Annotated in this window: 18 protein-coding genes and 1 pseudogene; 8 read left to right on the forward strand and 11 right to left on the reverse strand. The window is 59.8% G+C overall.

Annotation, left to right across the window (positions count from 1 at the left end):
• Window positions 1-11 precede the first annotated feature (11 nt).
• Window positions 12-1718, reverse strand: a complete 1707-nt coding sequence (locus ACYZTW_RS25650) for a ShlB/FhaC/HecB family hemolysin secretion/activation protein (protein WP_462002314.1) — start codon at window positions 1716-1718, stop codon at window positions 12-14.
• 290 nt (window positions 1719-2008) lie between these two features.
• Here ACYZTW_RS25650 and ACYZTW_RS25655 point away from each other — a divergent pair, with 290 nt between their 5' ends.
• Complete coding sequence (locus tag ACYZTW_RS25655; RefSeq protein WP_462002315.1) at window positions 2009-2284, forward strand: hypothetical protein; 276 nt, start codon at window positions 2009-2011, stop codon at window positions 2282-2284.
• Between the two features lie 72 nt (window positions 2285-2356).
• Here ACYZTW_RS25655 and ACYZTW_RS25660 read toward each other — a convergent pair whose 3' ends face one another.
• Window positions 2357-3703: a DEAD/DEAH box helicase gene (locus tag ACYZTW_RS25660; RefSeq protein WP_008153197.1), complete on the reverse strand. Its 1347-nt coding sequence runs from the start codon at window positions 3701-3703 to the stop codon at window positions 2357-2359.
• A 193-nt stretch (window positions 3704-3896) separates the two neighbouring features.
• On the opposite strand from ACYZTW_RS25660, the gene ACYZTW_RS25665 reads away from it, so the two are divergent.
• Window positions 3897-5195, forward strand: a complete 1299-nt coding sequence (locus tag ACYZTW_RS25665) for a mechanosensitive ion channel family protein (RefSeq protein WP_462002316.1) — start codon at window positions 3897-3899, stop codon at window positions 5193-5195.
• A gap of 108 nt (window positions 5196-5303) precedes the next feature.
• Here the strand turns inward: ACYZTW_RS25665 and ACYZTW_RS25670 are convergent, their stop codons facing one another.
• The 3 genes from ACYZTW_RS25670 to ACYZTW_RS25680 all read right to left on the reverse strand — a co-directional run bounded on the left by ACYZTW_RS25670 (window position 5304) and on the right by ACYZTW_RS25680 (window position 7759).
• A complete protein-coding gene (locus tag ACYZTW_RS25670) occupies window positions 5304-6170 on the reverse strand; it encodes a carboxylate/amino acid/amine transporter (RefSeq protein WP_462002317.1) in 867 nt (288 codons plus the stop codon).
• Between the two features lie 346 nt (window positions 6171-6516).
• Window positions 6517-7116 carry an FMN-dependent NADH-azoreductase gene (locus tag ACYZTW_RS25675; protein ID WP_462002318.1) on the reverse strand — a complete coding sequence of 200 codons (600 nt, stop codon included), beginning with the start codon at window positions 7114-7116 and terminating at the stop codon, window positions 6517-6519.
• Between the two features lie 313 nt (window positions 7117-7429).
• Complete coding sequence (locus ACYZTW_RS25680; protein WP_462002319.1) at window positions 7430-7759, reverse strand: 3-phosphoglycerate kinase; 330 nt, start codon at window positions 7757-7759, stop codon at window positions 7430-7432.
• 49 nt (window positions 7760-7808) lie between these two features.
• On the opposite strand from ACYZTW_RS25680, the gene ACYZTW_RS25685 reads away from it, so the two are divergent.
• The 4 genes and pseudogenes from ACYZTW_RS25685 to ACYZTW_RS25700 all read left to right on the forward strand — a co-directional run bounded on the left by ACYZTW_RS25685 (window position 7809) and on the right by ACYZTW_RS25700 (window position 12028).
• Window positions 7809-8732 carry a LysR family transcriptional regulator gene (locus ACYZTW_RS25685; protein WP_033056127.1) on the forward strand — a complete coding sequence of 308 codons (924 nt, stop codon included), beginning with the start codon at window positions 7809-7811 and terminating at the stop codon, window positions 8730-8732.
• A gap of 14 nt (window positions 8733-8746) precedes the next feature.
• A pseudogene (locus tag ACYZTW_RS25690) lies at window positions 8747-9552 on the forward strand (alpha/beta fold hydrolase).
• A gap of 3 nt (window positions 9553-9555) precedes the next feature.
• The gene (locus ACYZTW_RS25695; RefSeq protein WP_462002320.1) at window positions 9556-10113 is read left to right on the forward strand and encodes a peptidylprolyl isomerase; all 558 of its coding nucleotides are present in this window, start codon (window positions 9556-9558) and stop codon (window positions 10111-10113) included.
• 82 nt (window positions 10114-10195) lie between these two features.
• Window positions 10196-12028 carry an ABC transporter ATP-binding protein gene (locus ACYZTW_RS25700; protein WP_462002321.1) on the forward strand — a complete coding sequence of 611 codons (1833 nt, stop codon included), beginning with the start codon at window positions 10196-10198 and terminating at the stop codon, window positions 12026-12028.
• 266 nt (window positions 12029-12294) lie between these two features.
• Here ACYZTW_RS25700 and ACYZTW_RS25705 read toward each other — a convergent pair whose 3' ends face one another.
• Window positions 12295-13419, reverse strand: coding sequence for a GNAT family N-acetyltransferase (locus tag ACYZTW_RS25705; protein WP_462002322.1), 1125 nt, complete (start codon window positions 13417-13419; stop codon window positions 12295-12297).
• 281 nt (window positions 13420-13700) lie between these two features.
• On the opposite strand from ACYZTW_RS25705, the gene ACYZTW_RS25710 reads away from it, so the two are divergent.
• Window positions 13701-15032: a putative porin gene (locus tag ACYZTW_RS25710; RefSeq protein WP_462002323.1), complete on the forward strand. Its 1332-nt coding sequence runs from the start codon at window positions 13701-13703 to the stop codon at window positions 15030-15032.
• A 230-nt stretch (window positions 15033-15262) separates the two neighbouring features.
• Here ACYZTW_RS25710 and ACYZTW_RS25715 read toward each other — a convergent pair whose 3' ends face one another.
• From ACYZTW_RS25715 to aceK, 3 genes are all read right to left on the reverse strand, one after another.
• Entirely contained in the window at window positions 15263-16384 is a 1122-nt protein-coding gene (locus tag ACYZTW_RS25715) for a beta-ketoacyl-ACP synthase III (protein ID WP_462002324.1), read from the reverse strand.
• Window positions 16385-16773: 389 nt separating this feature from the next.
• Complete coding sequence (gene hrpA / locus ACYZTW_RS25720) at window positions 16774-20685, reverse strand: ATP-dependent RNA helicase HrpA (RefSeq protein WP_462002325.1); 3912 nt, start codon at window positions 20683-20685, stop codon at window positions 16774-16776.
• A 248-nt stretch (window positions 20686-20933) separates the two neighbouring features.
• Entirely contained in the window at window positions 20934-22652 is a 1719-nt protein-coding gene (aceK, locus tag ACYZTW_RS25725; RefSeq protein ID WP_462002326.1) for a bifunctional isocitrate dehydrogenase kinase/phosphatase, read from the reverse strand.
• Between the two features lie 129 nt (window positions 22653-22781).
• Here aceK and ACYZTW_RS25730 point away from each other — a divergent pair, with 129 nt between their 5' ends.
• Window positions 22782-23690: a DMT family transporter gene (locus tag ACYZTW_RS25730; protein ID WP_462002327.1), complete on the forward strand. Its 909-nt coding sequence runs from the start codon at window positions 22782-22784 to the stop codon at window positions 23688-23690.
• Window positions 23691-23843: 153 nt separating this feature from the next.
• On the opposite strand, the gene ACYZTW_RS25735 is transcribed toward ACYZTW_RS25730, so the two are convergent.
• Window positions 23844-25424, reverse strand: a complete 1581-nt coding sequence (locus ACYZTW_RS25735) for an aldehyde dehydrogenase (NADP(+)) (RefSeq protein WP_462002328.1) — start codon at window positions 25422-25424, stop codon at window positions 23844-23846.
• 42 nt (window positions 25425-25466) lie between these two features.
• On the reverse strand, window positions 25467-26462 hold the full coding sequence (gene araD1, locus ACYZTW_RS25740; RefSeq protein WP_462002329.1) for an AraD1 family protein: 996 nt from the start codon (window positions 26460-26462) through the stop codon (window positions 25467-25469).
• Window positions 26463-26577: the final 115 nt, after the last annotated feature.

Here is a 26577-nt window from a genome sequence, read left to right on the forward strand (position 1 = left end):
ATGAGGCGAAATTAGAGAAAGAAATCCATACGGAAATAGATCGGCGCTTCGCGCTCGGTCAGGGTGTCCGGACGTTCCAGGGAATGAGCAAAGGTCACGCTGGCGGCCAGGTGCTGACCGCGAGCAAACAACTCCACCGAGTTGCTGGACATGCGCCCGTGTTGATCGCCGTTGTAGCGGTCGCCACGAATCACGCCCTGGTCGTAACCGAGGCTGGTGCCGTATTCGGCGAACACCGGGCGCATCCATTCCAGGGTCACCGGACGGCTCCAGCGCAGGTCGTTGCGCCAGTAGCCGCCGCTGTCGCCGGACAAGGATTGATCTTTGTAACCGCGGATCGACGATTGTCCGCCGAGGCTGGTGCGCTGCGGGCTGAACAGCACGTCTTCGCTACGCTGGCCAGTCATCAGGCTGCTGAAACTGAACGACTCGCCCCACAGCTTGAACGGTTGCAGGTAGCTCGCGGTGGCGGTGTATTTGCGGTAGCGCGCGTCCGGCTCACCGGGGCCAGGATGGCCATTGCCCTGGGCATCGAACGCGCCGATGCCTTGCTGCATGCCGAGGTCAATGTTGACGAACGCGCTGCCGATCCGCCGACCGTGGTTGATGCCGAATTGCGCTTCGCTGAGACGGTTGCTGCTCAGCTTGAGCTTGCTGTCTTCGATGAAGTTGTTGGTGCGCAGGTACGAGAGGCCAGTGCTGAGGGAGGTCTTGCTCAGGGCGTCGCGATGGATGACCCGCTCGGCGCGTAGCTGATGGTTTTCACTGTCGCCGGTCTGCTTGAAATTGAAACCGTTGGCCTGCGCTTGCGAGCGGTACTCGCTCTGGCTGTAGGTGTAACTGAAACTCCACCAGCCCCACGGCAGGCTGTAATTGAGCAGCGCGTTATTGGAGGTGTGCTGGTGATCGGTCATCGCATCGTGACCGCCGCGCAACATCAACTGATCGGCCAGGCCGAGCGGGCTGTCCCAATCAAACGTCGTGCCCCACTGCTGTTCGCCGGTGCTGCGCTGGCCGTCATTACTGCGGGACAACCCGGCACGCCAGGGCTTCTGCGGGGTGTTCTTGACCAGCACTTCACTGCCGCCGACGTTCTTGCCCGGGGACAATTCCATCTGCGCCTGATTCGATGGCAAGCGGTTGAGCTGATCCACCATCTGCTCGACTTCCCGCAGATTGACCAGATCACCGCTCTTGCCGGGGAAAGCCATCCCCAATTCACGATCCGACAGCTTGCTGCCCTCCGCGCCCTTCAACCCTTCGAGCCTGCCCTCGACCACCAGCACCTTCAGATGCCCGCCGGACAAATCCTGCTGCGGCAAGTAGGCGCGGCTGGTGACCAGGCCTTTTTCGATGTAGTGGTCGGTGATGACTTTGAGCAGTTCATTGAGCTGGGTCACGCCCAGGCATTGGCCGATGTACGGCTTGAGCAGACGACTTTTTTCGCTCTCGGAAAGACTGTCGGCGCCTTTGAGCTCGATGTCTTTGATCGGGAAACAACGGGTGTCAGCGGGCGCCGCCGGTGCTGCGGGTTTGACTTCCTTGCCGGGTAATTCCTTGAGTTCTTCGAGACGCCGACGCTGCTCTTCGAGCAGGCGATCCTGGCGTTCGCGGATCAGATCGGTTTCACCGGGGGTGGGGGCGGCGTGAGCAAGATTTAGCGGAGAAAGGCACAGCAAAGCCAGGCACAACCTCGCCACGAGGGCGGGTGGATACATGTTCGATCCCTCGAATGGAGACTGGTAGCACAATAGTGGCGCGATACTAGATGGCCACTATTCTGGCGTCAATAAATGATTGGATCCAGAAGGCGTAATCGACGAGCGAAAACACCTAAACCGGACGGTTCCGGCGCAACAGCGGGAAATGTCTTGAAGTGATGTCGAAAGCGTCTGGAATAGGCAGGACGTTTCCGAGGACCGTCTACAGGGGCTGATCACGAGTGAACTTTCACAACCTCGCGGCCTCAACCGATTAACCGCCCGACACGGAACCGAGGCCCACCCCAATGAAAACCCTGCTAAAACTCACCCTCGCCGCTACCCTCACCTGCGCCCTTCCCGCTTGGGCCTGCACACCCGAGGAAGCCACCGCCAAACGCGAACAATTGGCCAAGGAAGTGACCAAGCTCACCGAGCAAAATCCGGCCAAGGCCAAGGAAATCAACGATGAGTTGCAGAAGATGGATTTGGGGACGGCGAGCAAGGATCTGCCGGACAAGTGCCAGTTGATCGATCAGCGATTGAAGGAGCTGGAATCAGCGGAGAAGAAAACCGAGGGTTGATCCGGCTCAGGAATCCCAGGCATAAAAAAACCGGACATTGGTCCGGTTTTTTTATGGGAACGCAACGCTGCTTTATTCAGCAGCCGGTGCTTCCGGCTTGCGGCGCTTGAGCGGCGCCATGCCGTCCTTGCTGACCAGCGACAGGGCGTCGGTCTTCGGGCGGTTGGCGATTTTGCGTTTGGTCGGTGCCTTGGCACCGGTTTTCTTCTTGTCGCCTTTGGCGTCGACCTTTTTCTTCTTCACGCCAACGGCTTTGCCCGAGGCCTTGACCTTTTTCGGTCCGCCGTAGGTGCCTTTGACTTCCTTGATGGTGCGGCGCTCGAAGCTCTGCTTGAGGTAGCGCTCGACGCTCGACATCAGGTTCCAGTCGCCGTGGCAGATCAGCGAGATGGCCAGGCCATCGTTGCCGGCACGGCCGGTACGACCGATGCGGTGAACGTATTCGTCGCCGCTGCGCGGCATGTCGAAGTTGATCACCAGGTCCAGGCCTTCCACGTCGAGGCCGCGAGCGGCGACGTCGGTGGCAACCAGGATTTTCACGCCGCCCTGCTTCAGACGGTCAATGGCCAGCTTGCGATCCTTCTGGTCTTTGTCACCGTGCAGGACGAACGCTTTGTATTCCTGCGCCACCAGACGGCCGTAGATACGGTCGGCCATGGCCCGGGTGTTGGTGAACACGATGGCCTTCTGGTAGGTCTCGTTGGCCAGCAGCCAGTTCACGATCTGTTCTTTGTGCTGGTTGTGGTCAGCGGTGATGATCTGCTGACGGGTGGTGGCGTTCAGATCGCTGACGTTGTTGAGCTGCAGGTGCTCAGGGTTGTTCAGCACCTTCGCGACCATCTCGCGCAGGCCCGAACCGCCGGTGGTGGCGGAGAACAGCATGGTCTGCTGGCGGTTGGTGCACTCTTCCACCAGACGCTGCACGTCTTCGGCAAAGCCCATGTCGAGCATGCGGTCGGCTTCGTCGAGGACCAGTACTTCGACTTCTTTCAGGTCGAGGTTGCCGGCGTTCAGTTGCTCGATCATCCGGCCCGGCGTACCGATCAGGATGTCCGGCACCTTGCGCAGCATGGCAGCCTGGACCTTGAAATCTTCACCGCCGGTGATCAACCCGGACTTGATGAAGGTGAACTGAGCGAAACGCTCAACTTCCTTGATGGTTTGCTGGGCCAGCTCACGGGTCGGCAGCAGGATCAGGGTCTTGATGCTGACGCGGACTTTAGCCGGGCCGATCAGACGGTTGAGGATCGGCAAAACGAATGCAGCGGTTTTGCCGCTGCCGGTTTGCGCTGTCACCCGCAGGTCACGCCCTTGGAGCGCCAGCGGAATAGCCGCTGCTTGCACAGGCGTTGGCTCGACAAATTTAAGCTCGGCCACGGCTTTGAGCAGGCGTTCGTGCAGGGCGAATTGGGAAAACACGGGTGCTACCTCGAAGAAATACAAAAAAACAGCTGCATAGGGTAACGGTTTCGAGCGCCGAGGCCGAGTTTCTTTATACAAACGGCGCTAAACAGTGGTTTTTTTGTTGCGTCTTTTGTCATCAAACGTCATCCAAAGCGTCTTAAATGCTCTAATCGCCCCGTCGCGTCCTACAGAAGAACCGTTTTCGCCCATGGATATCAAACAGCTCTGGCTCAACGTCCAAGACCTTTGGGGTGCGCTTGATCAGCACCCGCTCCTGCATTCCAGCCTGGCATTGGTGGTATTGCTGGTGGTTGCGCTGGTCCTCGGACGAGTGGCGCGCTACCTCATTCTGCATGCGACCAAAATGCTCGGCCGCCAACCCGCGCTGCACTGGGTCAACGACTTGCGGCACAACAAAGTGTTTCATCGCCTGGCGCAGATAACCCCATCGCTGGTGATCCAGTTCGGCCTGTATCTGGTGCCGGAATTGGGCAAGACCAGTCTGATCTTCCTCGGTAACGTTGCGCTGGCATTCACCATTCTGTTCCTGCTGTTGGCGGTCAGTGCCCTGCTCAGCGCCCTGCTCGACATCTACGCCCGTACCGAACACGCCCGCACCCGCTCGATCAAAGGTTACGTGCAACTGACGAAAATGGTCTTGTACGTGTTGGGCGCGATCATCATCGTCGCCACGTTGATCGACCGTTCGCCGCTATTGCTCCTGTCGGGGCTGGGCGCCATGTCGGCGGTGATTCTGTTGGTTTACAAGGACACCCTGCTGTCGTTCGTCGCCAGCGTGCAGCTGACCAGCAACGACATGCTGCGGGTCGGCGACTGGATCGAGATGCCACAAGTCGGCGCCGATGGCGACGTGGTCGACATCACGTTGCACACGGTCAAGGTGCAGAACTTCGACAAGACCATCGTTTCGATTCCGACCTGGCGCCTGATGTCCGAGTCATTCAAGAACTGGCGCGGCATGCAGCAGTCCGGTGGGCGACGGATCAAGCGCAGCCTGTTCATCGACGCCAGCGGCGTGCGGTTCATCCGCGATGACGAAGAGCAGAAGCTGTCCCAGGTGCATCTGCTGACCGACTACATCAGCCGCAAGCAGGCCGAGCTCAAGGCCTGGAACAAAGCGCAGGGCAACGTTGCAGCGATGTCGGCCAACCGTCGACGGATGACCAATATCGGGACTTTCCGCGCGTATGCGCTGGCGTATTTGAAGAGCCACCCGGAAATCCAGCCAAACATGACGTGCATGGTGCGGCAAATGCAAACCACAGCGCAGGGGATTCCGCTGGAAATCTACTGTTTCACCCGCACCACCGTGTGGGCGGATTACGAGCGGATTCAGGGGGATATTTTCGATTACCTGCTGGCGGTGTTGCCGGAGTTCGGGTTGAGTCTTTATCAGCAGCCCAGTGGCGGGGACTTAAGGGCCGGGCTGCTCCCGGCGATACTGGGCGCGAGCCACATCCCTGAGCCAGAAAAACACATCATGTAACACCACAATTCCCTTGTGGGAGCGAGCCTGCTCGCGAAGGCGGAGTGTCAGGCAACAGTAATGTCGACTGATACACCGCCTTCGCGAGCAGGCTCGCTCCCACAGGGTTCAGTGGACGGTCAAAGGTTTTCGTATACCCAACCTACTGATCCACACCGCCATCAAAATCACCGATCCACCCAGAAACAACCGCCCCAGTTCTTCATGCTGATTCCAGATCAGCAGATTGATCAGCAACCCCACCGGCACATGCAGGTTGTTCATCACCGCGAGCGTCCCGCCGTTCACCAGGCACGCGCCTTTGTTCCACCAGTACAACCCCAGCGCCGTCGAGACCAGGCCGAGGAACACCAGCACCCCCCATTGCAGCGGTGCTTCGGGCAGGAAGTTCTGTTTGCCGAACAACAGAAACGCCGGCAACGCCACCGCCAATGCCCCCAGGTAGAAGTAACCAAAGCGCCGGTAATGCGGCAAATCGCTCGGATGTCGGGCCACCAGATGCTTATAGAGCACCTGCCCGGCGGCGTAAGTGAAGTTGGCCAGTTGCAACAGCAGGAAGCCCATGAAGAAATCGGGATTGATCCGGTCGTAGCGAATCACCGCCGCACCGAGTACCGCCACCAGCGCCGCAACCAGCGCCCACGGATTGAAGCGCCGGTTCAGCGCGTCTTCAATAAGAGTGACGTGCAGCGGCGTGAGGATGGTGAACAGCAACACCTCCGGCACTGTCAGCACCCGAAAGCTCAGGTACAGGCAGACGTACGTCACGCCGAACTGCAACGCGCCGATCAGCAGCATGCCGCGCATGAACGCCGGCTCAACCGAACGCCAGCGGGTCAACGGAATGAACACCAGCCCCGCCAGTACCACTCGCACCAGCACGGCAAAGTAACTGTCGACATGACCAGCCAGGTATTCGCCAATCAAGCTGAAGGAAAACGCCTGAATCAGCGTGACAAAAAGTAGATAGCCCATGCTCGCCTCGTTTTGAATGGCGGCGACGATAGCGGTTTTTGCCCGTGATCGCGAACACCACCCATACACAAAACCCTGTAGGAGCAGAGCTTGCTCGCGATGGCGGTGTGTCAGCCAACATCAATGTTGAATGTGGCACCGCCATCGCGAGCAAGCTCGGCTCCTACAGGGGTCATGTCGAGCCCGATAAATCCCGGGCGAAAAAAAGCCCGATCTCGCTAAAGCGTTCAATCGGGCTACAGCACTCAGGAGCAACAAGTGCAAAGGGAGGTTCGATGCGCGTAAAGCCTTGAAGAGGTTGCGCCAGGTCACTTGAACATCAAGGGATTATCTGGCGATTAAAGCCCTAGGCGACCTGGGAAAGCTTGGCGTTGGCCTGGCTCAGGCCTTTCTCCTGGAAGTCACCGCCCAGGTTCATGCCTTCGGCGTGAATGAACGTTACGTCGTGGATCCCGATAAACGCCATCACCTGACGCAGGTAGGGTTCCTGGTGATCCGCCGGGCTGCCGGCGTAGATCCCGCCGCGGGCGGTCAGCACGTAGGCACGCTTGCCGCTGAGCAAACCTTGCGGGCCGGTCTCGGTGTACTTGAAGGTCACGCCGGCACGCAGCACATGGTCGAGCCAGGCTTTAAGGGTGCTCGGGATGGCGAAGTTGTACATCGGCGCGGCCATGACCAGCACATCGGCGGCCAGCAGTTCGTCGGTCAACTGGTTGGAGCGTTCCAGGGAAACCTGTTCGATGTCGTTGCGCTGTTCGGCTGGCTTCATCCAGCCGCCCAGCAGGTTGATGTCCAGATGCGGCACCGGGTTGACGGCCAGGTCACGAACGGTGATCGGGTCTTTCGGGTGCGCGGCTTGCCACTGGCTGATGAAGGTCTGGGTCAGTTGACGCGAAACCGAGTCTTGCTGACGGGCGCTGCTTTCGATGATCAGAACGCGGGACATGGGATGTAGCCTCCATCTGAGAATGCTGTAAGTCGATGGAGTGAAGGTTAAACAGAGTTATATCGATGAAAAAGCGCAAATAACTGCTATAAACCATCAATAAATTCGTTTATAAGCGGAGCGTGACATGTGGGAGCGAGCTGTGGTGAGGGGATTTATCCCCGTTGGGTCGCGAAGCGGCCCTAAACCTGGGACTACGGTGTATCAGAAAAACCGCATTCACCGGTTTTGCGACTGCTTCGCAGCCGAACGGGGCGGTGCGACGTTTCGCTAAATCGCCTCACCACAGGCTCGCTCCCACAACCGCTTGATGTCATTTGGGGGTGCAGGTCAGTTTGATACGCATCTTGATGATGCTCCGGTTGAACTTGGCGGTGGCATTTTTGTGTTTACCAGCGGCCACTTCGATATTGCGGGTGCGTGGCGCTTCCGGGCCATTGTTGAAAACGACCTTACAGGTCGCATCGGTGGTGCCGTAGTTGTTCACCTGAATGGAGGCGATGTCGCTATCCGTGTCATACGCGTTGTAGTCGATGCTCAAGCCGTTCAGCTGTTTTTCAACGTCGATCGGATAGGCAAACGCCGTCAGCGGCAGCATCGCCAACAGCACACAACCCGATACCACACAACAAAGCTTTTTCATTCAGCAGTCTCCAATAAGGACTGCCAGCTTAGGACAAGAGGAGCTATTCATGAAAGCGCCCCGCGTGACCCTTGATCAATGGCGAACGTTACAGGCCGTGGTCGACCACGGCGGTTTCGCCCAGGCCGCCGAAGCGCTGCACCGCTCGCAATCATCGGTGAGCTACACCGTGGCGCGCATGCAGGACCAGCTCGGCGTGCCGCTGTTGCGCATCGACGGCCGCAAAGCGGTGCTGACCGAAGCCGGCGGCGTGCTGCTGCGCCGCTCGCGGCAACTGGTGAAACAGGCCAGTCAGTTGGAGGATCTGGCCCATCACATGGAACAAGGCTGGGAAGCAGAAGTGCGGCTGGTGGTCGATGCTGCGTACCCAAGTGCCCGCCTCGTCCGCGCCTTGACCGCGTTCATGCCGCAGAGCCGTGGCTGCCGGGTGCGTCTGCGTGAAGAGGTGTTGTCGGGCGTTGAAGAAGTACTGCTCGAAGGCGTGGCCGATCTGGCCATCAGTGGTTTCAGCATCCCCGGTTATCTGGGCGCGGAATTGAGCGACGTCGAGTTCGTCGCAGTCGCCCATCCCGAACATCCGCTGCACCGCCTCAATCGCGAACTGAATTTCCAGGACCTGGAAAGCCAGCTGCAAGTGGTCATCCGCGACTCCGGTCGCCAGCAGCCACGGGACGTTGGCTGGCTCGGCGCGGAACAGCGCTGGACCGTCGGCAGCCTGGCCACCGCGGCGACTTTTGTCAGCAGCGGCCTGGGCTTCGCCTGGTTGCCTCGGCACATGATCGAACGAGAACTCAAGGAAGGTCTGCTCAAGCTGCTACCGTTGGACCAGGGTGGCAGCCGCAACCCGAGCTTCTACCTGTACTCGAACAAGGACAAACCCTTGGGTCCGGCCACGCAGATTCTCATCGAACTGCTGCGCACTTTCGACACTGCGCCGCTGGATGCACCTTTCGCCGCCCCTGAACAAGCCTGACACGGAGTGTACGCATGGCCTATTTCGAACATGAAGGTTGCAACCTGCACTATGAGGAGTATGGCCACGGCACGCCGTTGCTGCTGGTTCACGGGCTGGGTTCCAGCACCCTGGACTGGGAACAGCAGATCCCGGCGCTGTCTGCCCATTACCGGGTTATCGTTGCGGATGTGCGTGGCCATGGCCGCTCCGACAAACCCCGCGAGCGCTACAGCATCGCCGGGTTCAGCGCCGACCTGATCGCCCTCATTGAACACTTGAACCTGGGCCCCACTCATTACGTGGGCCTGTCCATGGGCGGCATGATCGGTTTTCAACTGGCCGTGGACCAGCCGCAATTGCTCAAAAGCCTGTGCATCGTCAACAGCGCGCCCGAGGTCAAACTGCGCAGCCGCGACGATTACTGGCAGTGGTTCAAGCGCTGGAGCCTGATGCGCGTCCTCAGTCTGGGCGCCATCGGCACGGCCCTGGGCGGCAAGCTGTTCCCCAAACCCGAACAGGGTGACTTGCGACAAAAAATGGCCGAGCGCTGGGCAAAAAACGACAAACATGCTTATCTCGCCAGCTTCGATGCGATCGTTGGCTGGGGGGTTCAGGAACGACTTTCGAGGGTCGCCTGTCCAACCCTCATCGTCAGCGCCGACCGTGACTACACACCGGTCTCGCTGAAAGAGACCTATGTAAAACTGCTGCCCGATGCGCGGCTGGTGGTGATCGCCGATTCGCGCCACGCCACCCCGCTGGATCAACCCGAAATGTTCAACCAAACGCTGCTCGAGTTTCTCACCGCAGTCGACACCACCTCACTCAGGATCACTGACCCATGCTGAAAAAAATCGCCCTCGTCGCTGGCTCCGTTCTGTTTGCCGCCAACCTGATGGCCGCAACGCCCGCCAAGGCGCCGCACGTGCTGCTGGAAACCACTAACGGCCAGATCGAAATCGAACTGGACCCGGTCAAGGCACCGATCAGTACCAAGAACTTCCTTGATTACGTCAACAGCGGCTTCTACAACAACACGATTTTCCACCGCGTGATTCCGGGCTTCATGGTCCAGGGCGGCGGTTTCACTCAACAAATGCAACAGAAAGAAACCAAGGCACCGATCAAGAACGAGTCCAAAAACGGTCTGCATAACGTCCGTGGCACGCTGTCCATGGCCCGCACTTCCGACCCGGATTCGGCCACCAGCCAGTTCTTCGTCAACGTCAAAGACAACGACTTCCTCGACAGCGGTGACGGCTATGCCGTGTTCGGTAAGGTCGTCAAAGGGATGGACGTGGTAGATGTCATCGTCAACTCCCAGACCACTACCAAAAGCGGCATGAAAGATGTGCCAGCCGACCCTGTGTTCATCAAGTCGGCCAAAGTCATCGACTAAGCTACACAGGAAGTCTTGGGCGGCTGCCGGAGTGCGCCGCTCACACTGTTCAAAGGAGAGCCCGTGCGCGGGCGGAGAACTGATGCTTTATCGCCGTTTCGAGAAACTGATCGACATTTTCCGCGATGCCCCGACGGCCGCTCCGCCGGATCGGGTTCTCCCTTTTTATACCTATTACTTGAAGCAGGTCTGGCCGAGTTTCGCCGTCCTGCTGTTCGTCGGTCTGATCGGTGCGCTGATCGAAGTGGCGCTGTTCAGTTACCTGAGTCGCATCATCGACCTGACCCAAGGCACGCCTAACGTCGACTTTTTCAAGGAGCACGGCATCGAGCTGGCCTGGATGGCGGTGGTAGCCCTGATTTTTCGGCCGATTTTTGTTGGCCTGCATGACCTGCTGGTGCACCAGACCCTGAGCCCCAGCATGACCAGCCTGATCCGCTGGCAGAACCACAGTTATGTGCTCAAACAGAGCCTGAATTTTTTCCAGAACGACTTCGCCGGGCGCATCGCCCAACGCATCATGCAAACCGGCAACTCGCTGCGCGATTCCGCCGTGCAAGCGGTGGACGCGCTGTGGCATGTGCTGATCTACGCGATCAGCTCGCTGGTGCTGTTCGCAGAAGCCGACTGGCGCCTGATGATCCCGCTGCTGACCTGGATCGTCGCCTTCATCAGCGCCCTCTATTACTTCGTACCACGGGTGAAGGATCGCTCGGTAGTGGCCTCCGATGCGCGCTCCAAACTCATGGGGCGGATTGTCGATGGCTACACCAACATCACCACCCTGAAGCTGTTCGCCCACACCAACTTCGAGCAGCAATACGCTCGAGAAGCGATCAAGGAACAAACCGAAAAAGCCCAACTGGCCGGCCGGGTAGTCACCAGCATGGACGTGGTCATCACCAGCATGAACGGCTTGCTGATCGTCGGCACCACCGGCCTGGCCCTGTGGCTGTGGACGCAGTCGCTGATCACCGTAGGCGCCATTGCCCTGGCCACCGGCCTGGTGATCCGTATCGTCAACATGTCTGGCTGGATCATGTGGGTAGTCACCGGGATTTTCGAAAACATCGGCATGGTTCAGGACGGTTTGCAGACCATTTCTCAACCGGTCAGCGTCACTGATCGCGAGCAGGCCAAACCGTTGCTGGTCACCCGTGGCGAAGTGCGTTTCGAGCACGTGGATTTCCACTACGGCAAGAAGAGCGGGATCATTGGCGACCTCAACCTGACCATCAAGCCTGGAGAGAAAATCGGCCTGATCGGCCCGTCCGGTGCCGGCAAGTCGACCCTGGTCAACCTGCTGCTGCGTCTCTATGACGTGGAAGGCGGACGCATCCTCATCGACGGGCAGAACATCGCCGAAGTCGGCCAGGAAAGCCTGCGCGAACGTATCGGCATGATCACCCAGGACACTTCCCTGCTGCATCGTTCGATCCGCGACAATTTGCTGTACGGCAAACCCGACGCCACCGACGTCGAACTCTGGGAAGCGGTGCACAAGGCCCGCGCCGACGAGTTCATCCCGTTGTTGTCGGACGCCGAAGGCCGCACCGGTTTCGATGCCCACGTCGGTGAACGCGGGGTGAAACTCTCCGGCGGCCAGCGTCAGCGCATTGCGATTGCTCGCGTGCTGCTCAAGGACGCGCCGATCCTGATCATGGACGAGGCCACCTCAGCGCTGGACTCGGAGGTCGAAGCGGCGATCCAGGAAAGCCTGGAAACCCTGATGCAGGGAAAAACCGTGATCGCCATCGCCCACCGGCTCTCGACCATCGCCCGCATGGACCGGCTGGTGGTCCTGGAAAAAGGCAAGATCGCCGAAACCGGCAGCCACGCCGAACTGCTGGCTCATGGCGGGTTGTATGCGCGGTTGTGGCAGCACCAGACGGGTGGGTTTGTCGGGATCGACTAATTTTGTCGGTCGCCGAGATCCATGTAGCAGCTGGCGCAGCCTGCGTTCGGCTCGGTCCGCGCTCGGGCGAAGCAGTCGCAAAATCCTATAACGCGGTGTTTCAGGCATAACGCATCTGCTGAATTAACGACTGCTTCGCCCGAGCGCGGACCGAGCCGAGCCGAGCCGAGCCGAGCCGAGCCGAACGCAGGCTACGCCAGCTGCTACATGGACTTGTGACGTATCGATGGCTAGGCAAGGAAGGAAGCTGAAGCTCGGGGCGAGGCTCAGTCTTGCCGGTAAGGCAGCGCCGTCCTAGCTTCCTGCGCATACGCCAGCACGCCAACGCGCTCCTGCTGCAGGAAGTCTTTGACGGCGGCTTTCAGGCCGGGATGGCGCAGGTAGTGCCATGAATGAGTGATCACGGGTTCAAACCCGCGAATCAACTTGTGCTCGCCCTGGGCACCGGCATCGAAACGCTGGAAGCCGTTGGCAATCGCGTAGTCCATGCCTTGATAGAAACAGGTCTCGAAGTGCAGACGGTCGAACTCCGCCAGACACCCCCAATAACGACCGTAAAAACTGTCGCCACCCACCAGACTGAATGCCATGGCCACCGGTCGTGAGCCTTGCTTGGCCAACACCACACGAATCGATTCTGGCATGCGCTCGGCCAGCAAACTGAAAAACTCCCGTGTCAGATAGGGCGCTTGCCGACGCACTGCGTAGGTGTTGGCGTAGCAGGCATAGACAAAATCCCACTGCGCCTGATCGAGTTGCCTACCTTCAAGCCATTCAAAATCAATGCCCTGCCCCGCCACTTGTTCGCGTTCCTTGCGCATCTGCTTGCGCTTGCGCGAACTGAGGACGTCAAGGAAGTCCTGAAAATCCCGATAGCCGCGATTCTGCCAGTGGTACTGACAGCCGATTCGCTGCAACCAGCCCGGCTGCTCGGCCAAGGCCGCGTCGGTGAAAGGATCGGTGAAGTTGATGTGGGCACTGGAAAGCTCTTCGAGCTCAAGGTAGCCCGGCAGGCTTTTCAACAGTTCGAAACCGTCCTCGAGCGTGGCCGCCAGCAAACGCGGGCCGCTGACCGGGCTGAACGGCACAGCCGTCAACAGTTTGGGGTAATAGTCGATGCCGGCACGCTCACACGCATCAGCCCAGGCGTGATCGAACACGTATTCGCCGTAGGAATGCCATTTGCGGTAACTGGGCAGCGCGGCGATCAGGCGATCGCCTTCGATGTGCAACAAATGCTCGGGTTGCCAGCCCGAATGAGGACCGACGCTGCCGCTGTCTTCCAGCGCACCGAGAAAGGCGTGGCGCAGAAAGGGCTGATTCTCAGGCACCAGGGCATCCCACGTCTGCGACGCGATTTCGGACAGACTTTGCAGACGTTGCAGCGGCATCACCATCCTCACTCTTCATGGCGTGAAAGCATCGCGAGTATCGCTTATCGCTCTGCATTGCACACGAGCAATTCGACGGCAGCGCTCTAGCTCAATAGTTCTCGACGACTTTGTATCGTCATCGAGACGCCATCACATTGCCACTGCTCTGTCATAAACCATCGCGATACTGGCGCCTGTTTTTAGAGCGTCGGGTTCTAGCCCGGCCACTGTTTTCCGCCCGTAACGGTCGGTTGTGTCCTGGATGGCTCAGTCATCCCCTCTCATCTTCGGAGATTGATATGCGTCTTGCTTCCACGAAAACTGCGGCGGCCCTGTGTGGCGGGCTGTTGCTGGCCATGAGCGTTCCGGCCAGCGCCGCAGTCGACGCCAAACTGCTCGACATGCTCAAGGCAAACGGCTCGATTTCGCCTGCGCAGTACACCGAACTGCAAGCCGAGCTGGCCAGGGATCAAAAAGACCAGCAAATCGCCCGCCAGGCTCAACAAGAGACCAACGAACAGATCGCAGCGACCGCGAAGAAAACCAATGAACTGAGTACCTTCGACCAGAAACTGGCGTGGGCCGCCAAGACCCAATTCAAGGGTGACGTGCGTTTCCGTGAGGAAACGGTCCACAACGATGGCGTTCCAAACAGCAAAGACCAGGATCGTCAGCGCATTCGTGCCCGCCTGGGTGCCTACAGCGAAATCAACCCTCAAGTCGACACCGGTATTCGTATCGCCACCGGCAGCAACGACGACGCCCGCTCCACCAACCAGGACCTGAACAACTACTTCGACAAGAAGTCGATCTGGCTGGACCAGGGCTATGTCGACTACCACCCCGACGCGATCAAGAACCTGCACCTCGTCGGCGGCAAGATGCCGCAACAATGGGTGAGCATGGGCGACATCATCTGGGATAGCGACATCAACCCGGAAGGCCTGGCAGCGACTTACAAATACCCGCTGGGCGGCAGCACCGAGCTGTTCGGTAGCGCCGGTCACTACACCCTCAAGGACAACGTCGACGGCGAAGGTGTGCAGTTCAAACACGACTTGCGTCTGTACGCTGGCCAGTTGGGTGCGCGCTTCGCCATCACCGACAGCATGAAAATGACCTTGGGCGGCAGTATCTACTCGTACGACAACGACAAGAACAGCGCCTGCCCTACCAGCGGCACCGTCACCGCGCCATGCGCACTGGCCGTCAACGGCAACAGCCCGAACGAAACCTTCAAACTGTACGAAGGCTTTGGTCAGCTCGACTTCAGCAACCTGCCAGTACCGCTCTCGTTGTACGGTCAGTACGTCAACAACAAAGACGCGAGCAACGATCAGGACACTGGTTGGTTGGCCGGTGTGAAGTCCAAGATCTACGGCTTCGCAGTGGACTACAACTACCGCGATGTACAGCGTAACGCGGTGGTCGGCGCCTTCACCGACTCCGACTTTGCCAACGGTTTCACCGGTTCGCGCGGCAGCAAGTTGAAAGTGAGCTACGAGTTGGACAAGAACTTCAACCTCGGCGCGACGTACTTCATGGCTACATCTGACCAAACCAACGCTAGCCTCAACAAGAAAGACTCCGACATCAACACCCTGCAACTGGATGCCGAAGCGAAGTTCTGATTCCCCCGCTACACGACTCGGGCAAGGAAGCCCGAGGCGCTTTTACAAACTCGCGTTGTGGTATCGGTCCCCATCATCCGTCCGATACTGCAGCGCGAGTTTTTTTGTTGGCGCAAAAAAAGATCGCAGCCTGCGGCCGCTCCTACACCGACCGAATTCCAACTGCGATATCGCGTTGAAATCCAATCCCGTGCAGGAGCTGCTGCAGGCTGCGATCTTTTAAGGCGAACTCAGCGCTTGCGCAGAATCACGCTGCCAATCGAGTAACCGGCGCCGAACGAGCTGAGCACTGCCAGCGAACCGGCGGCCAGATCGTCCTGGTTCTTGTGAAACGCAATCACGGAACCGGCGGAGCTGGTGTTGGCGTAGGTGTCGAGAATCACCGGTGCTTCTTCTTCGGTGGCTTCGCGGCCCAGCAGTTTCTTGACGATCAGGTGGTTCATGCTGAGATTGGCCTGATGCAGCCAGAAGCGTTTCACGTCGCTGATGTTGAGCGTGTTCTCTTCCAGGTGCGTAGCGATCAGCTCGGCGACCATAGGGCAGACATCGCGGAACACCTTGCGGCCTTCCTGCACGAACAGTTTGTCCTTGGCACCGACGCCCTCTTCCGCCGCGCGGTTGAGGAAGCCGAAGTTGTTGCGGATGTTATTGGAGAACTTGGTCAGCAGCTTGGTGCTGACGATATCGAACTGGTACTTGGACGTTGCCAGGTCAGCACGTTCAATGATCACCGCGGTAGCGGCGTCGCCGAAGATGAAGTGGCTGTCGCGGTCGCGGAAGTTCAGGTGACCGGTGCAGACTTCCGGGTTGACCATCAGGATCGCCCGGGCCTGGCCCAGTTGAACGCTGTTGGCCGCAGCCTGAATGCCGAAGGTCGCCGAGGAGCAGGCGACGTTCATGTCGAAACCGAAACCCTGAATGCCCAAGGCTTCCTGGACCTCAATGGCGATGGCCGGATAGGCCCGCTGCAGGTTGGAGCAGGCGACAATCACGCCGTCGATGTCCGCGGCGGTTTTGCCGGCGCGCTGCAAGGCTTGCTCGGCAGCGCCGATAGCCATTTGGCAAAGCACCGACCACTCGTCATTAGAGCGTTCCGGCAGGCGTGGCGCCATGCGTTGCGGGTCGAGAATGCCGTCCTTGTCCATGACAAAACGGCTTTTGATACCAGAGGCTTTTTCGATAAACGCCGCACTGGACTCGGTCAACGCTTCTATTTCGCCACGCGCGATGGCGTCGGCATTGTCGGCGTTGAATTGCGCGACGTAAGCATTGAAAGACTGCACCAGCTCTTCGTTGGAGATGCTGTTGGCCGGGGTGTACAGGCCGGTGCCGCTGATGACGACGTTATGCATGGTCGTTTCTCTAATCCGTTCAGGCAGAAAGCATTGGCACCGACGTACCAATACACAAAGGATCTGCTCCCGTCAGGGGAAGCAAACCTGGCATCGCTTTATTCCGATCCGCCCAGGCCTGTGAAGGCTAAAAACCGCGGGGCCGGCGTTTATAGGCGCGAAGTTTGCCATAAACGTTGGGGTTTGGCGCCTTTTGCGAGAGTAACCACAAACCTGTGTGGACTTGTGCGGGCTTGTGTGGCGAGGGGATTTATCCCCGTTCGGCTGCGAAGCAGTCGTAAAACCAGCACACTCGGTGTAACTGATACATCGAGTTCGCTGGTTTTGGGGCGGCTTCGCCACCCAACGGGGATAAATCCCCTCGCCACACAAGCCCGCCCCCACAGGGTTTACGGTTCAACTTGGGTCCATTGTTTGTTCAGGCGCTTGTCGGAGATCGGCACCTTGGTCCCCAATTGCTGAGCGAACAGGGAAACCCGGTATTCCTCCAGCCACCAGCGATAGAGCTCCAGCTGCGGGTCGCGTTTACCTTCCTGGGCATGTTTGTTGGCGCGGGTTTGATATTGCGTCCACAGGCCAGACAATTCGCCGCTCCAGACCCGGTCCCTCTGCACCTGAGCGCCGATTTTCTCGAAGCGCTGCTCGACCGCTTTCAGATAACGCGGCAGCTCCTTGAGCCACTGCATCGGGGTTTCACGAACGAAGCCCGGATACACCAGATGACTGAGCTGCTGCTTGATGTCGTTCAGGGCCACGGCTTGCGCCAGATCAATCTTGCCCTTGAAGCGTTTTTGCAGGCCGTGCCAGAGCTTGAGAATCTCCAGCGTCAGCTTGGCCAAGCGCTCGGCGTGCTCGGTCCAGCCACCGCGCTTGCGCTCGGCCAACGCCGCCAGTCCGGCGCCATCACGTGGCAACGGGTCTTCACCGTCGAGAATGCAGTTGTCGAGGCTGGCCAGCAGAATGTCCTCCACCAAAGCATCGATGCGCCCCAGTTCGCGGTACATCAGCCCCAGCTCGGTCAGCCCCGGCAACTTGCTGCGCAGGAATTTCGCCGGCTCCGCCAGTTGCTGCATCAGCAAACGCTGCAAGGCGCGGCGATGCTGGAACTCGGCTTCGGCCGGCGTCGAAAAACGTCCTTCCTTGACCGTACCGCTCTCTTCGACCAGCGCCGGGTACACCGTCATCGAGAGCCCGGCGATCTTCTGTTGGGTTTTCTCGGCGACGGCGGCAAACACCTTCGGCTCCACCGGTTGCTGATTTTTCGCGGTTTGCGGCACGGCCAACGCGGCCTGACTGGCTTCGGCAAAGCGTGCGGTCAGTTCTGCCAAATCACGCCCTTCGCCAAGGAACTTGCCCTGGCCGTCGACGATTTCCAGGTTCATCCGCAAATGACTGTCGACCTGCTGCGACGCTTCGGCCCAGGCTTCATCGCTGACCCGCGCACCGGTCATGCGCAGCAGTTCACGGCCCAAGGCCTGCGGTAACGAGCCCTCGGCGAAGGTCATGCGCTGCAACGCGGCTTTGACGAAGTCAGGCACTGGCACGAAATTCTTGCGCAGCGCTTTGGGCAGGTTGCGAACCAGCGCGATGCACTTGGCCTCGATCACGCCCGGCACCAGCCATTCCAGACGCTCCGGCGGCAGCATCGGCAACAACGGCGCCGGCACACGCAGGGTCACGCCGTCACGCGGGTGGTTAGGTTCGAAGTGGTAGCTCAGCGCCAACTCCAGATCACCGATGTGCAAGGTGTCCGGGTAATGCAGGGCGGTGACTTCGCTGGCCTCGCGGGCCAGCACGTCTTCTTCGCGCATGATCAGCAGCTGCGGGTCTTTCTGGCTGTTGACCCGATACCAGCTGTCGAACGTGGCGGTCTGGTGGATCTCTGCCGGCAGTCGCGCATCGTAGAAGGCGAACAGGGTTTCTTCGTCGGCTAGAATGTCGCGACGGCGAGCCTTGGCTTCCAGTTCATCGAGCTGTTCCAGCAGTTGCGCATTGGCCGTCAGGCACTTGGCCTTGGACTGAATCTCGCCACGCACCAGGCCTTCACGAATGAAAAATTCACGGGACACCACTGGGTCGATCGGCCCGTAATGAACCGGTCGGCGTCCGACCACGATCAGCCCGAACAGCGTGATCTGCTCGAAAGCCACAACCTGGCCGCGCTTCTTCTCCCAATGGGGTTCGAAGTGATTTTTCTTGATCAGGTGCCCGGCCAAGGGCTCGATCCAGTCGGCGTCGATCTTGGCGACCATCCGCGCGTAGAGCTTGGTGGTTTCCACCAGTTCGGCGGTCATCAGCCATTGCGGACGCTTTTTACCGAGGCCTGAAGACGGGTGAATCCAGAAGCGCCGCTGACGGGCGCCGAGGTAGTCGCCGTCTTCGGTTTTCTGGCCGATCTGGCTGAGCAGCCCCGAGAGCACGGCTTTGTGCAGTTTCGGGTAATCCGCCGGCTCTTTATTGAGGCTCAACTGCATGTCGCGGCAGATCAGGCTCAGTTGACGGTGAGAGTCGCGCCATTCGCGCAGACGCAGGTAATTCAGGAAATTCTTGCGGCACCAATTGCGCAGCGGGCTGGCGGTCAGCGCCTGGCGCTGTTCTTCGAAACCACGCCACAGATTGACCAGCCCGGCGAAGTCCGAGTCCACATCTTTCCATTGCGCGTGAGCCTGATCCGCCGCTTGCTGGCGCTCCGGCGGACGCTCGCGCGGGTCCTGAATCGACATGGCGCTGGCGACGATCAGCACTTCCTGCAAGCTGCCGAGTTTCGCCGCTTCCAGCAGCATGCGGCCCATGCGCGGGTCCACCGGCAACCGCGCCAATTGGCGGCCAAGCGGTGTCAGCTGGCTATTGCGGTCGACCGCCGAGAGTTCTTGCAGCAGGTTGAAACCGTCGCTGATGGCCTTGCCATCCGGTGGCTCGATAAACGGGAAATCGGTGATCTCGCCGAGGCGCAGATGCAGCATCTGCAAAATTACCGCCGCAAGGTTGGTACGGAGGATTTCCGGGTCGGTAAATTCCGGGCGACCGATAAAATCTTCTTCGCCGTAGAGGCGGATGCAAATGCCCGGTTCGACCCGTCCACATCGACCTTTACGCTGGTTGGCGCTGGCCTGGGAAATGGCTTCGATGGGCAGGCGCTGGACCTTGGCGCGGTAGCTGTAACGGCTGATGCGCGCGGTGCCGCTGTCGATCACGTAACGAATACCCGGAACGGTCAGCGAGGTTTCCGCGACGTTGGTCGCCAATACGACGCGGCGCCCTGGATGCGATTGGAAAATCCGCTGCTGTTCAGCCGGCGACAACCGCGCGTACAACGGCAGGATTTCGGTGTGTTTGAGCTGGGCCTTGCGCAGCATGTCCGCCGCGTCGCGAATCTCACGCTCGCCGGGCAGGAACACCAGTACATCGCCGGGGCTTTTGCGCTCGCTGCGTTCGAACGCGGCGATTTCATCGAGGGTGGCGAGGATCGCCTGATCCACCGTCAAGTCATCCTCGACGCGGTTGCCCTCTTCGTCCTGTTCCAGGGTCAGCGGGCGGTACCAGGTGTCCACCGGGAAGGTGCGGCCGGAGACTTCGACAATCGGCGCATCGTCGAAGTGCTTGGAAAAGCGCTCCAGGTCGATGGTCGCCGAGGTGATGATGACTTTCAGGTCCGGACGACGCGGCAGCAGGGTTTTCAAGTAGCCGAGCAGGAAATCGATGTTGAGGCTGCGCTCGTGGGCTTCGTCGACGATGATCGTGTCGTAGCGCTCGAGGTAGCGGTCGTTCTGGGTTTCCGCCAGCAGGATGCCGTCGGTCATCAGTTTGATCAGGGTGTTGGAATCGCTCTGATCTTCGAACCGCACCTGATAGCCGACCAGCGCACCCAAGGGCGTCGCCAGTTCTTCGGCGACCCGGCTCGCCACGCTGCGGGCGGCGATTCGACGCGGCTGGGTGTGACCGATCAGGCCATGCTGACCGCGACCGATTTCCAGGCAGATTTTCGGCAACTGGGTGGTTTTACCCGAACCGGTTTCACCGGCAATGATCAGCACCTGATGCTTGAGCAGCGCTTCTTTGATTTCGTCGCGCTTGGCGGCGATCGGCAGGCTGTCGTCGTAACGAATCACCGGCAAGCTGGCACGCCGCGCCAACACCTGATCACAGGACGCCTGCATGCGCGTCACCCACTGGGCCAGCTTGGCCTCGTCAGGTTTTTTGCGCAGCTCAAGCAACTGCCGCCGCAGCCGGTGGCGGTCGGCGAGCATGGCGTGATCGAGGTTTTTCAGCAGTTTGTCGATGGAGGGCGATTCGTCAGTCATCAGGTACGCAATAAGTTGTCTGGTGGCGCAGGGGGGCGATTGTCGCAGATTTGCGGGGTGTTTGGCGTGTCAGTTGGGGCCCCACCCCCCCTCACCCTAGCCCTCTCCCAGAGGGCGAGGGGACTGACCGAGGTGTTTTATCGAGGTACATCGACCTGAAATATCGAGTCGAACTCAGAATCTGAAAAGCACGATTATCTGCTCCCTTTCCCCCTCTCCCCTCTGGGGAGAGGGGTGGTTTTCCGGTCCTACTCGTTGTCGAGGCCCTTACGTCGATATGGGAACACGTCAATCACTTTGCCGGCGCGAATGGCCTCCTGAAGGCTCTTCCAGTAATCCGCGTTGTACAACTCACCATGCAACTGATCAAACAACTTGCGCTGCCCCGCATCAGCAAACAAAAACGGCGGAAACTCTTCAGGAAACACATCCAACGGTCCGATCGAATACCACGGCTCCGACGCCATCTCGTCTTCCGGCGTACGCGGTTGCGGGATATGCCGGAAGTTGGCTTCAGTCAGGAAGCAGATCTCGTCATAGTCATAAAACACCACCCGCCCGTGACGCGTGACGCCAAAGTTCTTCAGCAGCATGTCGCCGGGAAAGATGTTCGCCGCCGCCAGTTGCTTGATTGCCAGCCCGTAATCTTCCAGCGCCTCGCGGACCTGAGCGTCGTTGGCGTTCTCCAGATACAGGTTCAACGGCGTCATCCGCCGTTCGGTCCAGCAGTGGCGGATCAGCACGGTGTCGCCTTCGACCGACACCGTGGATGCAGCCACATCGAGCAGTTCTTCAAGGCAGGCTGGCTCGAATTTGCTCAGAGGGAAACGGAAATCGGAAAATTCCTGGGTGTCGGCCATGCGCCCGACGCGGTCGACGCTCTTCACCAAACGGTACTTCTCGATCACCGTGGCGCGGTCGACGTTCTTTGACGGCGAGAAGCGGTCCTTGATGATTTTGAATACGGTGTTGAAGCCCGGCAGGGTAAACACGCTCATCACCATGCCACGCACGCCCGGGGCCATGATGAACTGGTCGTCGGTGTTGGCCAGGTGATTGATCAGCGCCCGGTAGAACTCGGATTTTCCGTGTTTGTAAAAACCGATCGAGGTGTACAGCTCGGCGATGTGCTTGCCCGGCAGGATGCGTTTGAGGAAACCGATGAACTCCGCCGGCACCGGCACGTCGACCATGAAATACGAACGGGTGAACGAGAAGATGATCGACACGTCCGCTTCATCGGTGATCAGCGCATCGATCTGAATCCCTCGACCTTCACGGTGCAGCAGCGGAATCACCAGCGGCCATTGTTCGTCCTGGGTGTAGATGCGCCCGACCAGGTACGCGCCTTTGTTGCGGTAAAGCACCGAGGAAAACAGCTCGACGCTCAATTCCGGATCCTTGCAGACCCAGTCCGGCAGGTTCTCGCGCAATTGCCCTTCGAGACGACTCAGGTCGCCCGCCAGGTTGGCGTAATCCTCGCTGAAGCGGTAGTCGGAAAAAATGCTCGCCAGCATCCCGGACAACTGGCCCTGGGGCTTGTACGTGCGGGTTTGTGCGGCGCGGGCCCGGCGCAGACTGGGTCGGGTGGTGTGGATGAACATACAGCCGTCGCTGATCAGGTCGTGGCGGAAGAGCCCGCAGAAGATCGAGTTGTACCAGGTCTCGGACAGTTCATCGTCGAAGCGCAGGTCGATCAACGTGATGTAAGCGCTCTTGACCAGCGGCCAGCAACTGACATCCAGCGTGTCGGCGTCAAACGCGATGCGCAGTCGTGCCACCGTTTCGCCGACTTTTTCTTCGTACAGATTGATCCGCGCGGCCGACGCCGATTGCGTCTCCTGCCACTTGGCCTGCTCGAAGCGAGCCCGGGCGCCGTCGGTGATTTGGCGGAAATGCTCGCGATAATCGTCAAAGCCATCGAGGACCATTCGGGCGATGTCGGCGGCTGGCCATTGCTGCGGCATAGGTAAAACCTCGGCGGCTGATGCTTATCGTGGGGCCTGAGCTTAGTGGCCCTTTGTTACGCAACGCAACCATTGCCTTGCATCCTGACTGGCGCGACACTTGCGCGCCAATCAAGGAAGGAAAGCGCTGTGAACCCCGTCGATACTCTGCGTTTGTTGTCGCTTGCCGCCATTTGGGGCGCGAGCTTTCTGTTCATGCGCATCATTGCCCCGGTGATTGGCACAATCCCCACTGCTTTTTTCCGCGTATCGATTGCCGCGGTCGGCCTGTTGCTGATCCTCGGGCTGATGCGCATCAGTTGGGATTTCAAAGGCAAACTCAAAACCGTGATGCTGCTCGGGGTGATCAACTCCGGGATTCCGGCGACCCTTTATTCGGTGGCCGCGCAAGTGCTACCGGCCGGCTATTCGGCGATTTTCAACGCCACGACGCCATTAATGGGCGTGCTGATCGGCGGTCTGTTCTTCCATGAAAAGCTCACCGCCGCCAAGCTTGGTGGGGTGTTTCTCGGGCTGTTTGGCGTGGGCATCCTGACCCGTGCCGGTCCGGTGGCGTTCGACATGCAACTGCTGATGGGCGCCCTCGCCTGCCTGCTCGCCACGACCTGCTACGGTTTCGCCGGGTTCCTGGCTCGTCGCTGGCTCGATCACGCGGGAGGTCTCGACAGTCGTCTTTCGGCGGTGGGCAGCATGCTCGGGGCGACCTTGTTTTTGTTGCCATTGTTCGGTTACAGCGTGATCAGCCAGCCACCGGCGAGCTGGGGCGGCTGGAGTGTCTGGTTGTCGTTGCTTGGGTTGGGGCTGGTATGCACCGCGCTTGCGTACATTATTTACTTCCGTCTGCTCAGCTCGGTCGGGCCGGTGAAGTCGATGACCACGACCTTCCTGATCCCGCCGTTCGGGGTGTTGTGGGGAGCGTTGTTGCTGGATGAGCCGTTGTCGATGGCGCATCTCTATGGTGGGGTGTTGATTGCGGCGGCGTTGTGGTTGGTGTTGAAGCCTTCGGTGGTGAAAGTGGCTGAGGTGGCTGCCAAGTAAAGCTTTGGTGCGGCTGATGACGCCTTCGCGGGCAAGTCGCACCGCCGCTCCCACAGTGATTGGTGTCGTACACAGATTCTGTGATCAATACCCAATCCTGTGGAAGCGGGCTTGGTCCGGGCGGCGTTCCGACGATGGCGTCGGTTCAGACGACTACAGAGCTAACTGACTGAGCTCCCCATCCACCAACCGCCGAATCCCCAGCGGATTGGCGTTCTGCAACGCCTCGGGCAGCAATGCATCCGGGTAATTCTGGAAGCACACCGGCCGCAGGAATCGATCGATCGCCAGCGTGCCAACCGATGTGCCCCGCGAATCTGAAGTGGCTGGGTACGGCCCACCATGCACCATCGCCTCACACACCTCGACGCCAGTCGGGTAGCCATTAAGCAAAATCCGCCCAACCTTTTCCTGCAGCGCCTGCGCGAGCCAGCGATATTCCAGCAACTCCTCGGCCTCGCCAATCAACGTTGCCGTCAGTTGTCCGCGCAGGCCGTGCAGCGCCGCCGTCAGCTGCGCCCGGTCTTCGACTTCGATGACGAGGGTGGTCGGCCCGAAGACTTCTTCCTGAAGCCGTTCATCGCCCTTGAGCAACAGGCTGACATCAGCCTTGAACACCTGCGGCCGAGCCTGATTACCCTGTTGCGGCTTACCCGCCAAATGCGTCAGCCCGGGGTGTTCGTGCAGCTCCCCCAGGCCTTTGCTGTAGCTGACGAGCGCGCCGGCGTTGAGCATGGTTTGCGCCGGTTGCTGGTTCATGCTGGCGCAAAACGTTTCCAGAAACGTACTGAACTGCGGCGACCGCAGGCCAATAACCAAACCCGGATTGGTGCAGAACTGACCGCAACCCAGTGTCACCGATGCGGCCAATTGCACGGCAATCTGCTCGCCACGCACCGCGAGCGCTTCGGGCAGCAGGAACACCGGGTTGATGCTCGACATCTCGGCAAACACCGGGATCGGTTGCGCACGGGTTGCGGCCATATGACTCAGAGCATTACCGCCCTTGAGCGAACCGGTGAAGCCCACGGCCTGAATCGCCGGGTGTTTGACCAGCCATTCGCCGACGCCACCGCCGTAGATCATGTTGAACACACCGGCCGGCATCTCGGTGCGCTCGGCGGCGCGGAGGATGGCGTCTGCCACCCATTCGGCCGTCGCCATGTGCCCGCTGTGGGCTTTGAACACCACCGGGCAACCGGCCGCCAGCGCCGAGGCGGTATCGCCACCGGCCGTTGAGAACGCCAAGGGAAAGTTGCTGGCGCCGAACACCGCAACCGGCCCGAGGGCGATGCGGTACTGACGCAAATCCGGACGCGGCAACGGTTGGCGATCCGGCAGGGCACGATCAATCCGCGCGCCGTAGAAATCACCGCGACGCAGAACCTTGGCGAACAAACGCATCTGGCCGCTGGTGCGCCCGCGTTCGCCTTGAATGCGTCCGGCCGGCAACGCGGTTTCGCGGCAGACGGTGGCGACGAAGTCATCGCCCAATGCATCGATTTCATCGGCGATGGCGTCGAGGAACTGCGCACGTTTTTCCGCGCTCAGGTTGCGGTAGATCGGGTATGCAGCGGCGGCGGCTTTGGCGGCGGCATCCACTTCGGCTTCCGTGGCCTGGAAGAAGGTGCCGGGCAGCGGTTCACCGGTGGTCGCGTCGAGGCTTTGCAGTTGCAACGTGCCGTTGGCGCTGCGGCGACCGCCGATGTAGCTGTGTCCGAGTAGTGTGGTCATGAGGGATTCCTTGACCGGCCAACAGCGCCGGCAATTAAAGGTTTAAAGCGCGCGTACCTGACCGATGGCCAACGGCTGGGCGCTTTCGCCTATACCGTTTTCCAGCGGCGCGCCGAACTCATCGAGGCTGATCTGGAAGCGATCGCCCGGCTGGGTTTTCACCCCGTCGGCAAACGACAGCGTGGCCGTGCCGAAGTAATGCACGTGGACATCACCGGGGCGCAAGAACTGCGCGTATTTGAAGTGGTGGAATTCAAGGTTCGCGAGGCTGTGGCACATGTTGTCTTCGCCGCTGAGAAACTCTTTTTCCCAGATTGTTTCGCCGTTTCGTTTGATGCGGCTGGTGCCCGCCAGATGTTTGGGCAATTCACCGACGCGCAGCTCCGGGCCATAGGCGCAGAAACGCAGTTTTGAATGGGCGAGGTACAGATAATTACGACGCTCCATCACATGGTCGGAGAACTCGTTACCCAAGGCGTAACCGACGCGATACGGCTGGCCGTCGTCGCCGATCACATAGAGCCCGGTCAGTTCCGGCTCTTCGCCAGCGTCTTCGGCAAACGGCGGCACCGGGAAGTCCGCGCCGGGGCGCACGACGATGCTGCCGTCACCTTTGTAGAACCATTCCGGTTGCGCACCGACCTGCCCGGCCGCTGGTTTTCCGCCCTCCAGGCCCCACTTGAACATGCGCATGGTGTCGGTTATGCCGGCTTCGACTTCGCCGTCATGATGGTGCATTTTGTCCCGCGCCGAGGCGCTGCCCAAATGAGTCAGGCCGGTGCCGCTGATCAGGCAATGCGCCGGGTCTTCGTGATCCAGGGGCGGCAGGACTTTGCCTTGCTGCAACAGTTGCGCGTAATCGGGGCCTGGCTCGGTGCCGCGCTGGGCGACTTCGTCTTGCAGGCTGCGTTGGGCGCGGATCGCCGCGAGTGCCAGTTCGCGGGTGCTGCGGGTGCCTTTCAGCACCTGAACCTGTGAGCCCTCGACGAGGCCAACCTGGCGTCCACCGGCAGTGTTTTCAAATTGAATCAGGCGCATGTCGGCCTCCAGAAAGTCGTGGTTTTGTGGTGAGGGGATTTATCCCCGTTGGACTGCGCAGCAGTCCCTATTTTGGGGTCGCTGCGCAACCCAACGGGGATAAATCCCCTCGCCA

Source organism: Pseudomonas sp. LB3P25 (genome assembly GCF_054897985.1).

What these genes read in the sequence shown, in the direction of transcription:
- ACYZTW_RS25650 (WP_462002314.1), bottom strand. Translation starts at nt 1,718, where the DNA reads ATGTATCCACCCGCCCTCGTGGCGAGGTTGTGCCTGGCTTTGCTGTGC.
- ACYZTW_RS25655 (WP_462002315.1), top strand. Translation starts at nt 2,009, where the DNA reads ATGAAAACCCTGCTAAAACTCACCCTCGCCGCTACCCTCACCTGCGCC.
- ACYZTW_RS25665 (WP_462002316.1), top strand. Translation starts at nt 3,897, where the DNA reads ATGGATATCAAACAGCTCTGGCTCAACGTCCAAGACCTTTGGGGTGCG.
- ACYZTW_RS25670 (WP_462002317.1), bottom strand. Translation starts at nt 6,170, where the DNA reads ATGGGCTATCTACTTTTTGTCACGCTGATTCAGGCGTTTTCCTTCAGC.
- ACYZTW_RS25675 (WP_462002318.1), bottom strand. Translation starts at nt 7,116, where the DNA reads ATGTCCCGCGTTCTGATCATCGAAAGCAGCGCCCGTCAGCAAGACTCG.
- ACYZTW_RS25680 (WP_462002319.1), bottom strand. Translation starts at nt 7,759, where the DNA reads ATGAAAAAGCTTTGTTGTGTGGTATCGGGTTGTGTGCTGTTGGCGATG.
- ACYZTW_RS25685 (WP_033056127.1), top strand. Translation starts at nt 7,809, where the DNA reads ATGAAAGCGCCCCGCGTGACCCTTGATCAATGGCGAACGTTACAGGCC.
- ACYZTW_RS25695 (WP_462002320.1), top strand. Translation starts at nt 9,556, where the DNA reads ATGCTGAAAAAAATCGCCCTCGTCGCTGGCTCCGTTCTGTTTGCCGCC.
- ACYZTW_RS25700 (WP_462002321.1), top strand. Translation starts at nt 10,196, where the DNA reads ATGCTTTATCGCCGTTTCGAGAAACTGATCGACATTTTCCGCGATGCC.
- ACYZTW_RS25705 (WP_462002322.1), bottom strand. Translation starts at nt 13,419, where the DNA reads ATGCCGCTGCAACGTCTGCAAAGTCTGTCCGAAATCGCGTCGCAGACG.
- ACYZTW_RS25710 (WP_462002323.1), top strand. Translation starts at nt 13,701, where the DNA reads ATGCGTCTTGCTTCCACGAAAACTGCGGCGGCCCTGTGTGGCGGGCTG.
- ACYZTW_RS25715 (WP_462002324.1), bottom strand. Translation starts at nt 16,384, where the DNA reads ATGCATAACGTCGTCATCAGCGGCACCGGCCTGTACACCCCGGCCAAC.
- hrpA (WP_462002325.1), bottom strand. Translation starts at nt 20,685, where the DNA reads ATGACTGACGAATCGCCCTCCATCGACAAACTGCTGAAAAACCTCGAT.
- aceK (WP_462002326.1), bottom strand. Translation starts at nt 22,652, where the DNA reads ATGCCGCAGCAATGGCCAGCCGCCGACATCGCCCGAATGGTCCTCGAT.
- ACYZTW_RS25735 (WP_462002328.1), bottom strand. Translation starts at nt 25,424, where the DNA reads ATGACCACACTACTCGGACACAGCTACATCGGCGGTCGCCGCAGCGCC.
- araD1 (WP_462002329.1), bottom strand. Translation starts at nt 26,462, where the DNA reads ATGCGCCTGATTCAATTTGAAAACACTGCCGGTGGACGCCAGGTTGGC.